Origin of the sequence: Streptomyces sp. Tue6028, from assembly GCF_002300165.1 — a bacterium.
Taxonomy (GTDB): Bacteria; Actinomycetota; Actinomycetes; order Streptomycetales; family Streptomycetaceae; genus Streptomyces; species Streptomyces siamensis.
In genome coordinates, this window is record NZ_MLCE01000004.1 from 157,137 (window position 1) to 169,952 (window position 12,816).

The 12,816-nt window shown below is 72.3% G+C and carries 14 protein-coding genes; 7 read left to right on the forward strand and 7 right to left on the reverse strand.

Annotated elements, in window-relative coordinates:
• Window positions 1-165 precede the first annotated feature (165 nt).
• Window positions 166-591 carry an ATP-binding protein gene (locus BKI49_RS03685; RefSeq protein ID WP_095932723.1) on the forward strand — a complete coding sequence of 142 codons (426 nt, stop codon included), beginning with the start codon at window positions 166-168 and terminating at the stop codon, window positions 589-591.
• A 54-nt stretch (window positions 592-645) separates the two neighbouring features.
• On the opposite strand, the gene BKI49_RS03690 is transcribed toward BKI49_RS03685, so the two are convergent.
• Both BKI49_RS03690 and BKI49_RS03695 read right to left on the reverse strand, forming a co-directional pair.
• Complete coding sequence (locus tag BKI49_RS03690; RefSeq protein WP_179332326.1) at window positions 646-1,890, reverse strand: PP2C family protein-serine/threonine phosphatase; 1,245 nt, start codon at window positions 1,888-1,890, stop codon at window positions 646-648.
• A 99-nt stretch (window positions 1,891-1,989) separates the two neighbouring features.
• Window positions 1,990-2,748 carry an IclR family transcriptional regulator gene (locus BKI49_RS03695; protein ID WP_095932724.1) on the reverse strand — a complete coding sequence of 253 codons (759 nt, stop codon included), beginning with the start codon at window positions 2,746-2,748 and terminating at the stop codon, window positions 1,990-1,992.
• 172 nt (window positions 2,749-2,920) lie between these two features.
• Here BKI49_RS03695 and BKI49_RS03700 point away from each other — a divergent pair, with 172 nt between their 5' ends.
• Entirely contained in the window at window positions 2,921-3,343 is a 423-nt protein-coding gene (locus BKI49_RS03700; RefSeq protein ID WP_095932725.1) for an SRPBCC family protein, read from the forward strand.
• Window positions 3,344-3,574: 231 nt separating this feature from the next.
• Window positions 3,575-4,948 (forward strand): carboxypeptidase regulatory-like domain-containing protein, encoded by a 1,374-nt coding sequence (locus BKI49_RS03705; RefSeq protein ID WP_257004602.1) that lies wholly within the window; start codon window positions 3,575-3,577, stop codon window positions 4,946-4,948.
• Window positions 4,949-5,036: 88 nt separating this feature from the next.
• Here the strand turns inward: BKI49_RS03705 and BKI49_RS03710 are convergent, their stop codons facing one another.
• The gene (locus BKI49_RS03710; protein WP_095932727.1) at window positions 5,037-5,477 is read right to left on the reverse strand and encodes an Lrp/AsnC family transcriptional regulator; all 441 of its coding nucleotides are present in this window, start codon (window positions 5,475-5,477) and stop codon (window positions 5,037-5,039) included.
• A gap of 79 nt (window positions 5,478-5,556) precedes the next feature.
• Here BKI49_RS03710 and BKI49_RS03715 point away from each other — a divergent pair, with 79 nt between their 5' ends.
• The 4 genes from BKI49_RS03715 (at window position 5,557) to BKI49_RS03730 (ending at window position 9,400) form a co-directional block, all read left to right on the forward strand.
• Window positions 5,557-6,312 (forward strand): AzlC family ABC transporter permease, encoded by a 756-nt coding sequence (locus BKI49_RS03715; RefSeq protein ID WP_095932728.1) that lies wholly within the window; start codon window positions 5,557-5,559, stop codon window positions 6,310-6,312.
• Complete coding sequence (locus BKI49_RS03720; RefSeq protein WP_095932729.1) at window positions 6,305-6,631, forward strand: branched-chain amino acid transporter permease; 327 nt, start codon at window positions 6,305-6,307, stop codon at window positions 6,629-6,631. Before BKI49_RS03715 ends, BKI49_RS03720 begins: the two co-directional genes overlap by 8 nt.
• Window positions 6,632-6,653: 22 nt before the next feature.
• Window positions 6,654-7,460, forward strand: a complete 807-nt coding sequence (locus tag BKI49_RS03725; protein ID WP_095932730.1) for a thioesterase family protein — start codon at window positions 6,654-6,656, stop codon at window positions 7,458-7,460.
• 179 nt (window positions 7,461-7,639) lie between these two features.
• Entirely contained in the window at window positions 7,640-9,400 is a 1,761-nt protein-coding gene (locus BKI49_RS03730) for a SulP family inorganic anion transporter (protein WP_095932731.1), read from the forward strand.
• Window positions 9,401-9,419: 19 nt separating this feature from the next.
• On the opposite strand, the gene BKI49_RS03735 is transcribed toward BKI49_RS03730, so the two are convergent.
• The 4 genes from BKI49_RS03735 to BKI49_RS03750 form a co-directional block, all read right to left on the reverse strand.
• Window positions 9,420-10,745, reverse strand: a complete 1,326-nt coding sequence (locus BKI49_RS03735; protein ID WP_257004606.1) for a diacylglycerol/lipid kinase family protein — start codon at window positions 10,743-10,745, stop codon at window positions 9,420-9,422.
• Window positions 10,746-10,824: 79 nt separating this feature from the next.
• Complete coding sequence (locus BKI49_RS03740; protein ID WP_028800339.1) at window positions 10,825-11,247, reverse strand: DUF7144 family membrane protein; 423 nt, start codon at window positions 11,245-11,247, stop codon at window positions 10,825-10,827.
• A gap of 32 nt (window positions 11,248-11,279) precedes the next feature.
• Window positions 11,280-11,762 carry an SHOCT domain-containing protein gene (locus BKI49_RS03745; RefSeq protein ID WP_095932732.1) on the reverse strand — a complete coding sequence of 161 codons (483 nt, stop codon included), beginning with the start codon at window positions 11,760-11,762 and terminating at the stop codon, window positions 11,280-11,282.
• 143 nt (window positions 11,763-11,905) lie between these two features.
• Window positions 11,906-12,577: an HdeD family acid-resistance protein gene (locus BKI49_RS03750; protein WP_095932733.1), complete on the reverse strand. Its 672-nt coding sequence runs from the start codon at window positions 12,575-12,577 to the stop codon at window positions 11,906-11,908.
• Window positions 12,578-12,816: the final 239 nt, after the last annotated feature.

The following is a 12,816-nucleotide window of genomic DNA, read 5'->3' on the forward strand; positions in this document are numbered from 1 at the left end:
CTTTTCGTGCAGGTCGCCGGTCCGGTATGCGCCGGACGTCCCCGTTCGGTAATGCCGACCCGTGTTCATTGACCTGCTTTGTCCTGCTCCTTACCTTGCTTTCAGGCCCGGCAACGCGCGCCGGGATCCGGCGTCCGGCCGACTGCGCCCGCGGGAGGAGAGCAGATGGCACTACAGCTCAACACGATGCTTCCGGAAACTCTGGAACACGTATGTCCGCTGCCGCCCGTCCCCGGGGCCGTTCCCGCCCTGCGCCGACAGGTGGGCACGGTGCTCGCCGAGTGGAACATAGACCCGGCGATCGTCGACGACTGCCTCCTCGTGGTGTCGGAACTGCTCACCAACGCGATCATGCACGCGCTGCCTCCGGCGGAGCTGCGGCTCTCCTGGAGCCGGGGCTGCGGTCTCGACACCCTGCACATCGAGGTCAGCGACGCCGGACCGGCGCGCCCGCCGGGACAGCGCCAGGCGGGAAGCGACCCGGACGAGCACGGACGAGGCGAGGAGATCGTGCACGCGCTGGCGGCCCGGCACGGCATGCGCGTCCATCAGGGCCGGATCGCCCGCTGGGCCGAGCTCGTCGCCGTGTGACGAGGCACGGCCCCACCTGACGTCCATCCACCTCCCACGCCTGGTACCGGGTCATCACGCATTCACCTCCGTGACCACCGTTCGGGACAGCCCCGACCCGGGACCGCCCGACACCGACTCCCCCGGCCCGGAGATCTCCGGGCCGTCGGCCATCGGCTCGGACAGGGCCGGTTTGCGGAGCAGCAGCAGCGCCGCGTCGTCGTGCAACCTGCCGCCCACGTGGTCCAGCAGCTCGTCGTGGAGGGCGGTCAGCGTGCGTGCCGGCTCGTCGGACAGGTGGCGGGCCAGCCCCTCGGCCAGCGGATAGAACTCCCGGCTCTGGTTGCGCGCCTCGGTGACGCCGTCGGTGTAGAGCAGCAGCTGGTCTCCGTCGGCGAAGGGCATCACCTGGAGGCTGGGGTCCTCTCCGGAGAACGCGCGCAGCCCGAGGGGCGGCGCCGGGTTCGTGGGCTCCACCGCCACGACATCCCCGGATTCGCGTGCCAGCAGCGGGGGCGCGTGTCCGCAGTTGACCAGCTCCAGATGACCCGACCGCGGATATCCGGCGACGACGGCGGTGACGAAGTCGTCGTGTCCGAGGTTGCGCGCCAGGCTCCGCTCGATCCTGCCGACGACATCGAGGAGGTCGGGCTCGTCGTAGGCGGCCTCACGGAAGACACCGAGCACCAGGGCGGCCGTCGACACGGCCGGCAGACCCTTGCCGCGCACGTCGCCGACGATCAGCCGGATCCCGTACGGGGTCGGCACCAGGGCGTAGAGGTCCCCGCCGATACGGGCCTCCGCGGCCGCCGCGCTGTAGCGGACCGCCACCCGGAAGGGGCCGACGGTCTCCGGCACGGGCTTGAGCAGCGCGTGCTGCGCGGCCTCCGCGACCGAGCGGACGGCGGCGAGCACTCGTTCACGACGCCCGCGCAGGGCGCTCGTGAGGCCGTTCGCCACGGTGACGGCGCCGACCGCGGACAGGACGACCGCCAGTTCACGCCCCGGAACGCCGTCCCGGACGCCGAGCGTCGCGCCCACCAGCGCGGCGACCAGACCGACGCACAGGACCCCGCGGGGTCCGTTCGTGGTCGCCGCCAGCGCGGGCCCCGCCGCGAGCAGCGGCAGCCAGATCACGCCTGCCCCGCCGAGCAGGTCGACGAGCGCGACGACGCAGACGAGCATCAGGGGCAACACCGGCGTGCCGGCGGCCACCTGCAGGGCGGCGCTCCTGCGGGACGTGGCTCGCAGCCAAGGCCCCGGGTTGCTGATCGGCCGCACCGGTCCGTGCCCACCTCCGTGGTCTCGGGAATGTCTCATGTTCCGTCCGCAGTCCTCTTCCGTAGGCAGGCACACTCCCGACATGTCCGTTTTATCTAGGTAATACGTTCAGGCGGGGGTGCCACAAGGACTCGGATTTCAGATAGTGAGCGACAGGCTCCTGGTGACGCGGTCGGCGGTCGGGATCAGCCGCTCCCGGGCCTCGGCGAGCCGGGAGAGCCGGTCCGCCGGGAGCGACACACCGAGCGAGCCGAGCATCTCGCCGCAGTAGACGGGCACCGCGACACAGACCGTGCCGAGGGCGTACTCCTCCAGGTCCGTGACGGCGGGGGCCATCGGCGAGGAGTCGATCTGCCGGAGCAGTTCCGGGGTGCTGGTGATGGTCCGCGGCGTGAGGTCGGCGAGGTGGTGCCGGGCGAGGTAGTCGTTGCGGGACTCCTCGTCCAGTTCGCGCAGGACGGACTTGCCCAGCGCGGTGGCGTGTCCCGCGTCCTCGAAGCCCACCCAGAGGTCGACACGCGGCGCGCGGGGGCCGTCGACGATCTCGGCGACCCGGATCTCGCCCTCCTCGTAGAAGGTGAGGTAGGTGGCTGCCGCGAGGCCGTCGCGCAGCGCGGCGAGCGTGGGACGGACACGGCTGAGGAGCGCCTGTTCGCGGCCCCGGGTGTTCAGCGCCTGCACCTTGTCGCCGAGGACGAACCCTCCGTCGGCGAGCTTGCGCACGTATCCGTCGTGGGTCAGCGTGCGGAGCAGGTGATAGGCGGTGGCCAGGGGCAGACCCGTCTCGCGCGCCAACTGCTTCGCGGGCGCGCCGTTCTCGTGCGCCCCCACCGCTTCCAGCAGGCGAAAGGCCCGCTGCACCGAGGCGATGAGCGTGGGGCCGTCCTGAGCACCCATGAGACCAGCGTGCGCCGGGTCCCTCGCGCAGGCAAACGTGTGCACGGCCCGCGCCGTGCCGGGCGACCTCGCGGCACCGCGTGGCGACGGCCCCCGGACAGCGCCTCCGGCCCCTTTCCGCTTCCCCCAAGGCCTGGAAGCTCCTCCAGACCTGCGCCACGTCGCTCCCTCCATGCCGGGCGCGACACTCGACACCCTCGACGGCGACGCGTTCACCGGCCGGGTGAAGGCCAAGGTCGGCGCGGTGCAGATGAGTTACCGGTGCGAGGGCACCGTCACGCGCGACGAGGCGGACCGTTCGATGATCCTCGACCTCACCGGCAGCGAGACACGCGGCGCCGGCACGGCGGCGGCCCGCGTCGTCGCCGCACTCGCCGCCGATCCGGCCGGGACCTTGGCCCGGATCCCCACGGAGCTCGACGTCACCGGCAGGCCCGCCAGTTCGGCCGGGGCGTCATGGCGGAGATCGGCGACCGTACCGTCCAGCAGTTCGCCGCCCGGCGGGAGGAGCCGCTGCGCTCCCCGAACCGTTCGACCGCGACCGGCGGGATCTCCGCGACGCCGCTCCCGGCAGCCGTCGAGGGCGACGCGGTGAACCTGGGCGCGGCCGTCCTGCCGGTGCTGCTGCGGAAGGCCGTCGCCCCCGCGGCGGCCGTGGTCGTCGGTTCTCGTCGGCGCTCTGAGGCGCCGGTCGCGGTGACGGGCCCGGCGGACGCACGCCGGCAGCGGGGCGCCGGGCCCGGGTATGACCACCGACCGGTTAGATGTACCGCACATCAATGCACATGTGCCGATCAGCCGTCCGCCCCTCCGCCGAGGCGGCCCGGTGACGGCCTCGACGACGCTTTCCAGAGCACCGCTCGCCACCGCCCTCGCCGAAGCGCTCTGGTTCCCGGCGGCCCTCTTCCTCGGCTTCCTGTTCTGCTTCGCCCCGGCACTGCACGCGCCGCAGCCGCACCACGCGAAGGTCGTGGTGGCGGGCGCGGCCACGGAGAGCCGGGTCGACGCCGCACTGCGGCGGCAGCAGCCCGGCGGGTTCGACGTCACCTCCGTGACCGATGCCCGAAAGGCCCGCGAGGCCGTGCTGGACCGGGAGGCCGTGGCCGGGTACGCCGAGGGCGACCGGCCGGTCCTCTACGTGGCCAAGGCCAACGGCATGTCCCTCGAACAGGCGCTGACCAGGGCCTTCACCCCGGTCGCGGCGAAGCACGGGCACAGGGAGAAGCTGACGGTCGTGGACGTGGCTGCGACCACGCACAAGGACCTGATGGGCACGACCCTGGTCTACTTCGGCATCGCCTGGAGCATCCCCGGCTACATCCTCTCGACGACCCTGCTGCGGGCGGTGGCCTTCGACCGGCGCAGGAAGCTGTCGACGATCGCGGGCACCGCGGCGCTGTTCAGCGTGATCGGCTACGCGGTCGGGGTGGGACTCGGGTACCTCCCGCACGCCCCCTCGACCATGGCGATCGCGTTCCTGCTCACCGCGGCCGTCGCCACGTTCGCCTCCGGACTGGCGCCGTTCGCCAAGCAGTACTTCCCCGCCGCCGGCATGGGTCTGTTCATCGTGCTGAGCATCCCGACCAGCGGCGGCGTGGCACCGGCACCGCTGCTGCCGACGTTCTTCCAGTACGTGCACGCCGTCATGCCCCTCGCCAACGCGGTGGACGCCCTGCGCGGAGCGCTCTACTTCGACGGGGCCGGCGTGCTCAAGCCCGTGCTGGTGCTGTGCGCGTGGACCGCGGCGGGCGCCGCGCTGCTGGGCCTCGACGCCCTGCGGCACCGCCGAGCGGCGCGACGGGGTGCGGACGGCGAGCCCTCGGACGTCGAGGAGCCGCCGCGGGAGGACGCGTCGCTGGAGGTGCCGCTGCCCACCGCGCTTCCCGTGCACGCCCACCACTTCGGTGATCCTGAGCCCGTCCTGGTGGGCACCGTCCTGGACTCCCTGCAGCGGCCCGTGCACCGTGCCGTGGTGACCGTCATGGACGCCCGCGGCCGGAGGCTGGTGTCCACGACGACGAACGCGCAGGGCGAGTACGCCGTGGCCGGGCTGCCCGAGGGGTGTCTCAGCGTCGTCGCGTCCTCGGCGGGCCGCGGGCCGGTGGTCCACCGGGATCTGCTCGGCGCCGGCGCCGTCCTCCGCACCGACTTCGCGTTGCACGAGCGCGAGACGGCTCCGCGGCGGACGGTCGGCGAGTAGTCGTCGGCGGACGGGCAGCGACGTGCGGACTCCCGCTCATGGACCCGCCCGCGCGAGCCGTCGGCCCGCCGCCTGGAGTCCACGGGTCCTAGGGGCTCGCCTTCAGGGTCTTCATCGTGAAGTGGGAGGTGATGTTCTTGATGCGGGGGATGGCCATCACATGGCGGCTGAGGAACTCCTCGTAGGCAGCCAGGTCGGCGACCGCCACCCGCACGAAGTAGTCCGGGTTGCCGAAGAGCCTGCGCAACTCGACGACCTCGTCGGCCTGCGCCAGCGTGCGCTCGAAGTGTTCGACGGTCTCGGCGTCCTGCGATTCCAGGCCGAGATCGATCAGGACCTCGAAGGAGCGGCCCACGGCGGCGGGGTCGACGACGGCGCGATAGCCCTGGATCACCCCCTCGTTCTCGAGGCGCTGCACGCGCCGCAGGCACGGTCCGGTGGTCAGCCCCACGCGCTGGGCCAGATCCACGTTGCTGATCCGCCCGTCCCGCTCCAGCTCGGCGATGATTGCTCGGTCGATCGTATCCACGCGAAAATATTGCACCCTGCCCTGGCGAACGAGCAATTTTCGCAACCATGTGTCGCGCGTTTTCCGGGATGATTGAACCGTGCAACGAGATGTTCCGACCCTCCCGGCAGCACCGGAAGCCGTCCCGGCCCCGGCCTCCCGGCGTCAGCAGATCCGCCAGGGCTTCCGCGACTCCTTCTCCGCGGGCCTCGGGATCTTCCCCCTCGGCATAGCCCTCGGACTGCTGATCCTCCAGGCCGGCCTGCCCTGGTGGCTGACCCCCGCCCTGTCCCTGGCCGCCTTCGCCGGCTCCCTGGAACTGCTGCTGGTGGGCATGATGGCCGCCGTCACCCCGCTCGCCGCGATCGCGCTGACCGTGCTCGTGGTCAACTTCCGGCATGTCTTCTACGCCTTCTCCTTCCCCCTCCACCTGGTCAGGCACCCGGTCGGGAAGGCGTACGCCGTCTACGCGATGATCGACGAGGCCTACGCCGTCAACGCCTCGCTTCCCGAGGCGGAGCGCTCGGGGCCGCGGCTCCTCGCCCTGCAGATCGCCTGCGAGACCTACTGGGTCGGCGGCGGCCTGGTCGGCGTCGCTCTCGGCGCGGCCCTGCCCGCACCGGTCGAGGGCCTGGAGTTCGCCCTGTGCGCCCTGTTCACCGTGCTGACCCTGGACGCGTTCCGGTCCCGCAGGGAGGTCCCCTCGGTCCTCCTCGCGGGCGCGAGCGTCGCCGTCGCCCTCGTGCTCACCCCGGGCCTCGCGATGTTCACCGCGCTGCTGCTGTTCGTCGCCCTGCTGCTGGCGCGCCACGCCGTGACCGCCCGCCGTCCCGCCCAGGAGGCCGCCGGTGCCTAGCACCTCGTATCTCGTGGCCGTCCTGGCCATCGTCTTCGGCATCACGCTGGCGCTGCGCGCCCTGCCCTTCGCGGTGCTCGGCCGGCTGCGCGGCTCGGCAATGGTGCGGCAGCTGGCGGTGTGGATGCCCGTGGGCATCCTCGTGATCCTCGCGGTGACGGCTCTGCACGGCACCATGGCGACCGACCGGCACGGCGCGGGGTACGCGCTGCTCGCGGTCGCCGTCACCGTCGGCGTCCATCTGGCGTTCGGCCGCCGCACCGTCCTGAGCGTCGGCATCGGCACCGCCCTCTACGTCGTCCTGCTCAACACCCTGTGACCCGTACAAGGAGAGACGTCCGTTGACCACCGGCACCCCGGCCCCCGGCAGCTACTACGAGCGCATCGACGAGCACCGCTACAAGCCCACCGCCCACGCGGGCGGCGCCTGGGACCCCGACGAGCTGCACTTCAGCCCGCTCGGCGGTCTCGTCGCGCACGCCCTGGACCGCCACACGGCCACGCGTGCGGACTCCGGACTGCTGCTGTCCCGGATCAGCTACGACATCCTCGGGCGGCTCGCTCTCGACGAGTGCGAGATCCGCGTGGAGACGGTCCGGCCCGGCCGCACCATCGAACTGCTCGAAGCCGTCGTGCTGATCGCCGACCGCCCGGTGGTCCGTGCCCGCGCCTGGCTCCTCGCGGCCCTCGACACCGGCGGCGTCGCGGGCGGTGCCGACGAGCGCCTCGCCCCGCCCGAGAGCCTCCCCCGGCGGCGGCTGTCCGGCATGTGGCCGGGCGGCTACATCGCCTCCCTCGACGTGCGCGCGGTCACCACGCCCCGGCCGGGCCGGGCGACCGCCTGGATCTCCACGCCCCTCGACCTCGTCGCCGGCGAGCCCAGCAGCCCGCTCGCCTCCTACCTCGCGCTGGTGGACACGGCCAACGGCATCGCCGTACGGCAGCCGCCCACGGCCTGGATGTACCCCAACGTCGACCTGACCGTCCACCTCCACCGCCGTCCCGAGGGCGGCTGGACCGGTCTGGACACCACCGTCACGTTCGGGCCGACGGGCCAGGGGGTCACCAGCACCGTCCTGCACGACGTGCGGGGGCCGGTGGGTCACGCCCAGCAGATCCTCACCGTCCGGCCGATCACCGCCGGCTGATCACGCCCGTGAACAGCCGGCCAGGCCCCGGCAGCGCTCGCCCGGTCCCTCGGGTCGGGGCGGGCGCCGTCCGGCGTGCGGGGCCCGGGCCGACAGTCACCCGCGGAGGGTGAACCGTCGCGGGCGCGCCGGGCGGATGCTGCGAGCCGGGGCGGCCGAGCGCGGCGGGAGTGTGGTCCATGACGATCCGGCACCGCACCACGAGAGCGTCCGCCTGGCTGCGGGCCGTCCCCGGGGTCCGCGCGGTGGCGTCCTACCGGCGGGAGTGGCTGGCCAAGGACGTGGTGGCCGGGGTCGTCCTGACCACGCTGCTGGTACCGCAGGGCATGGCGTACGCCGAGCTCGCGGGCCTGCCGCCGATCACCGGGCTCTACACGACGATCCTCTGCCTTCTCGGCTACGCGGTGTGCGGCCCGTCCCGGATCCTGGTGCTGGGTCCGGACTCCTCGCTCGGACCGATGATCGCCGCCACCGTCCTGCCCCTGATCGCGGCGGAGGGCGATCCGGCGCGTGCGGTCGCCCTGGCGTCGATGCTCTCGATCATGGTCGCGGCCGTCATGATCCTGGCGTCGGTGGCCAAGCTCGGCTTCGTCGCCGACCTGATCTCCAAGCCGACCATGATCGGCTACATGAACGGTCTGGCCCTGACCATCTTCGTCGGCCAATTGCCCAAGCTGCTCGGCTTCAAGGTCGACGCGGACCACCTGATCGGCGAATGCGTCGAGGTGGTCCGGAAGCTGGCCGAGGGAGCCGTGGTGCCCGCCTCGGCCGCTGTCGGCATCAGCGGGATCGTCCTGATCGTGGTGCTCCAGCGCCTGCTGCCGAAGGTCCCCGCGGTGCTCGTGATGGTGGTGCTGGCCATCGCCGCGGCCACGGTCTTCGACCTGGGTGCGCACGGGGTCGGTCTGGTCGGTGTGCTGCCCGAGGGCTTCCCGCCGCTGACGATCCCCGATGTGCGGTTCGACGACCTGGCGCCGCTGTTCGCGGGGGCGCTGGGCATCGCCGTGGTGTCGCTGGCCGACACGATCTCCAACGCCTCGGCGTTCGCCGCCCGCAGCGGACAGGAGATCCGGGGCAACCAGGAGATGCTGGGCGTCGGCGTGGCGAATCTGGCGGCCGGGCTCTTCCAGGGCTTCCCGGTCAGCACCAGCGGATCCCGTACGGCGGTCGCGGAGCGCGCGGGCGCCCGGAGCCAGCTGACGGGCGTGGTGGGCGCGCTGCTGATCGTGCTCATGCTCGTGCTGGTCCCGGGGCTGTTCCGCAACCTCCCGCAGCCCGCGCTCGCCGCGGTGGTGATCACGGCGTCGCTCTCCCTCGCCGACCTGCCCGGGACCGTACGGCTGTGGCGCCAGCGCCGCGTCGAGTTCCTGCTGTCGATCGCCGCCTTCGCCGGAGTCGCCCTGCTCGGCGTGCTGCCCGGCATCGCCGTCGCCGTCGGACTGTCCGTGCTGAACGTCTTCCGGCGCGCGTGGTGGCCCTACGACACCGTGCTCGGACGGGTGGAGGGGCTGGAGGGCTACCACGACATCCGCTCCTACCCCGCCGCCCGGCAGCTGCCCGGACTGGTGATGTACCGGTTCGACGCACCGCTCTTCTTCGCCAACGCCAAGACCTTCCGCGACGAGGTCCTGCGCATGGCCCGCACGGAGCCGCGGCCGAGCTGGATCGTGATCGCGGCCGAGCCCGTGACCGATGTCGACACGACTGCCGCCGACATCCTCGAAGAGCTCGACGAGGCCCTCAACTCCGAAGACGTCCATCTGGTGTTCGCGGAGCTCAAGGACCCGGTGCGGCGCAAGATCGAACGATACGGACTCACCCGCACGATCGATCCGCGCCATTTCTTCCCCACGGTGGAGGCCGCACTCGCCGCCTATCGCCGGCGCACGGGCGCGGAGTGGGCCTCCGTCCCCTCCGCCGGACGGATCCGGGACCGGTGAGCGGGCACAGCGGGCCCGGTCAGCCGGGAAGCAGCGGTCGCAGGGCGATGCGGACCACCCGCGGCCAGTCGACCGCCGGTCTGTTCACCGGTGTGCCGGGGCGGTGGCGCGGCACCCGGACCCGCAGTGCCCCCGGAGCGATCCGGCACACCACGGGTGCGGGCAGCACGACGTGCTCGCCGTCGATGCCCGCCGGGACGGTGTCGGTGTCGGCCTCGACGACGACCTCCGGGGCCGTCAGCCGCAGGAAGCTCGGGGAACGCGCCCCGCTCACCATCCGTGCCGCCTGCGCGGAGTTCTCGACGCACACGCCCAGCACCCCGAGCAGTCCGGAGTCCAGGCGCTCCCGGCGCCCCGGACGCGCCGCGTCGACGGCGCGCCGGTAGGGGTTGTTGCTGACGAGCAGCGCCTGGAGTCCCTCGGCCCGGGTGTCGCCGGCGCGCATCCGCAGCCGGGGTGCGTCGTCGCCCGTGAGGAGACCCGGCAGCGTCTCCAGGATCGTCTGCGTCTTCGCGTCCCGGTAGGCGGGGTCGCCGACGACGGCCGCGTACGTCCCGAAGGACGCGTTGTTGACGAAGACGCGGTCGGCGGCGAACCCCAGGTCGGCGCGGATCTCGACGCCGTCGGTCAGGGCGTCCAGGGCGGCCGCGGGATCGTCGCGGTCGAGGCCGAGGTCGAGGGCGAAGTGGTTGCGGGTACCGGCCGGGATCACCAGGAAGGGCAGGCCGTGCCGCGCCGCCACCTCGGCCACCAGGGCCTGGGTGCCGTCGCCGCCCGCGACGGCGAGGAGGTCGGCTCCGTCGGACACGGCCTGCCGGGCCAGTTCGCTCACGTCCTCGTGTCCGGCACCGAGCAGGACGACGTGGGCACCCGCCGCCCGCGCCTTCTCCGCCAGCTGGAACCGGTCCACCTTGCCGCCGCCGGAGCGGGGGTTCATGAGGATCCAGGGGCGCCGCGGCGGCTCGACGCGGGTGCGTTCGCGGACATGGGCGGTGTGCAGCGGTGCCAGCGCCGTACGGGCCGCCGTGACGGCCAGCACCCACAGGGCCAGGGCGACGAAGGCCGGGGCCAGCAGTCCGAAGACGGCGTAGAGCACCAGGACGGTCAGCGGCGCCAGGACGGACAGGGCGACTCCGAGGACGCGCACGACGCCGGTGTGGGCGAGGGTCCACCACACACCGACGGCGGCCAGGGCCAGCCCGGCGACGCCGATCAGTACCCAGAACACGCTCCGCAGGCCCGCCGCGACGAGCGGGATCAGCACGCCGGCCGTCAGAGCGAGCAGCGCCAGACGCGCCCACCCGGCACGCCCTCTGCGGACGGCCGTGGTGGAGCACGCGTCCAGCGCGCTCGCGTTCCTTCGGTGTCGTCGCACCTGTCCGTCCGCTCCGCTCACCGCGGCGCGCCGACGGCACTCCGGTCCCTCAGACCTTCGCGCTCTCGTCGGGGCGTGCCACGCACAGGGCCCAGATGATGAACCCCGAGAAGGCGATCATCACGATCGACCACACAGGGAAGTACGGCAGGGACAGGAAGTTGGAGATGATGATCAGCCCGGCGACGGCCACGCCCAGGACACGTCCCCACATCGCGTCCTGGAAGAGCCCGATGCTGACGATCACGGCGATCGCTCCGAGGATGACGTGGATCCAGCCCCATCCGGTCAGGTCGAACTGGAACACGTAGTTGCGCGTGGTGAGGTAGACGTCGTCCTCGGCGATCGCGCTGATGCCCCGGAGGATGTCGAGGATCCCGGCGATCGCCAGCAGGACGGCTCCGAAGACCACGAGCCCCGTGGCCCACTGATGCTTGGCCGTGTGTACGTGTGCGGTGTGTGTGGCGGTCATCCTGCTGCCTCGTTTCGTCTCGTCCGGCCCGCTCAGCGGCCGGAGGCGGAGGTGGAGGAGGTGGAGGTGGGGGTTGCCGAACCCGTACCGGCGGATGCGCCGTGGCCGCTGAGGACCAGTTCCTTGGCGCGGCGGAACTCCTCGTCCGTGATGTCGCCGCGGGCGCGGATCTCGGACAGCTTGGCGAGTTCGTCGACGCTGCTGGTGCCGCCGCCGGCGGTCTCACGGATGTAGGCGTCGAAGGCGCCCTGCTGGGCCTTCGCCGACTCCAGCTCCCGATGGCCCATGCTCTTGCCGCGGGCGATCAGATAGACCAGGACGCCCAGGAACGGCACGATGATGACGCCCACCAGCCAGCCGGCCTTGCCCCAGCCGCCCAGGGTGTCGTCGCGGAAGATGTCGCCGATGATCCTGAAGAGCAGGATGAACCACATGATCCACAGGAAGAACCAGAGCATGGTCCAGAAGGCGCTCAGCAGCGGGTAGTCGTACGCGAGATACGTCTGGGCGGTCATGGTCTCTCCTCCGTCCCGGGCGTTCGCCCGGCAGGCGTTCTGTGCCGTTCTCAGCGTGCCGAGGGCAGGACCGGGCGGCCTCACCCCAGGCGGGTGATCTTGGGTTCCACGACGGGTGACGGGGGGTGCGTCGCTCCGGGGTCTCAGACCGTCGCGGTCGGACCGGTGGGTCCGGTCGGGTAGTCGGTGAGCGTCTTGCGCAGCGCCGCCCGCCAGGCGAAGGCGAGGATCAGCTCGGCCACGCCGAGCAGCACCATCCACAGTCCGAGCAGCCGGGTCAGGGCGCGGGCCGACTCGGTCGGCAGGGCGAGGACGACGATGCCCGCGACGATGCCGAGGACCGCGGCGCCGATGACGAACCCGCGGTGCGGCAGGTCCTTGGTGGCGATGGCCGTGTACGCGGTCAGCATGCCGGACACCAGCCAGACGATCCCGACGATCAGCGAGAGCGCGGCGATGGTCTGCATCGGGTTCCGCAGACAGAGCACTCCGGCGAGCACGAACAGCACCGCCAGGAGCAGTCCCGGGAGCCGTTCGCCGTGTTCGTGCCGGGAGAAGGCCGACACGAAGCGGAACCCTCCGGTGACGAGCAGGTAGAGACCGAGGAGCACCGCCAGGATGTGCAGGGTCTCCTCGGGCCAGACGAGGATCAGGACGCCCGGCACCAGCGTGGTGATCGCCGAGCCCAGGATCCAGGTCCACGAACTGCCCAGTCCCGCAAGCAGTTCCGCCGCGTCCGCGGTCGAGTCGGACTCCGCCCCGTCGGGCATGTGTTCCGGTCCGGTCTGCGGTGCCGGGCCACGCGAAACGGTCATGGCTCCTCCTCGCGCGATCGAACGGGTCGTTCCGGACCGCCGACGGGGCGGTGTGCGGAGACCTCGCCGAGCCAGCGTCCCGCGGGCCACCGGCTTCCGGATCACCCTCGACGGGTGATCTGTGGGAGGCACCGAAGAGGGGCACTGCCCGCTCCCGGTGCCCGGGCGCGAACCACCGCCGGGTTTCCGGGTCCGAGCCCGGAATCACCGCCCTGCTCCCGGGTCCTCCGGGGCTGGAG

What these genes read in the sequence shown, in the direction of transcription:
- BKI49_RS03740 (WP_028800339.1), bottom strand. Translation starts at nt 11,247, where the DNA reads ATGACCGCCACACACACCGCACACGTACACACGGCCAAGCATCAGTGG.
- BKI49_RS03700 (WP_095932725.1), top strand. Translation starts at nt 2,921, where the DNA reads ATGCCGGGCGCGACACTCGACACCCTCGACGGCGACGCGTTCACCGGC.
- BKI49_RS03745 (WP_095932732.1), bottom strand. Translation starts at nt 11,762, where the DNA reads ATGACCGCCCAGACGTATCTCGCGTACGACTACCCGCTGCTGAGCGCC.
- BKI49_RS03695 (WP_095932724.1), bottom strand. Translation starts at nt 2,748, where the DNA reads ATGGGTGCTCAGGACGGCCCCACGCTCATCGCCTCGGTGCAGCGGGCC.
- BKI49_RS03730 (WP_095932731.1), top strand. Translation starts at nt 7,640, where the DNA reads ATGACGATCCGGCACCGCACCACGAGAGCGTCCGCCTGGCTGCGGGCC.
- BKI49_RS03690 (WP_179332326.1), bottom strand. Translation starts at nt 1,890, where the DNA reads ATGAGACATTCCCGAGACCACGGAGGTGGGCACGGACCGGTGCGGCCG.
- BKI49_RS03750 (WP_095932733.1), bottom strand. Translation starts at nt 12,577, where the DNA reads ATGACCGTTTCGCGTGGCCCGGCACCGCAGACCGGACCGGAACACATG.
- BKI49_RS03685 (WP_095932723.1), top strand. Translation starts at nt 166, where the DNA reads ATGGCACTACAGCTCAACACGATGCTTCCGGAAACTCTGGAACACGTA.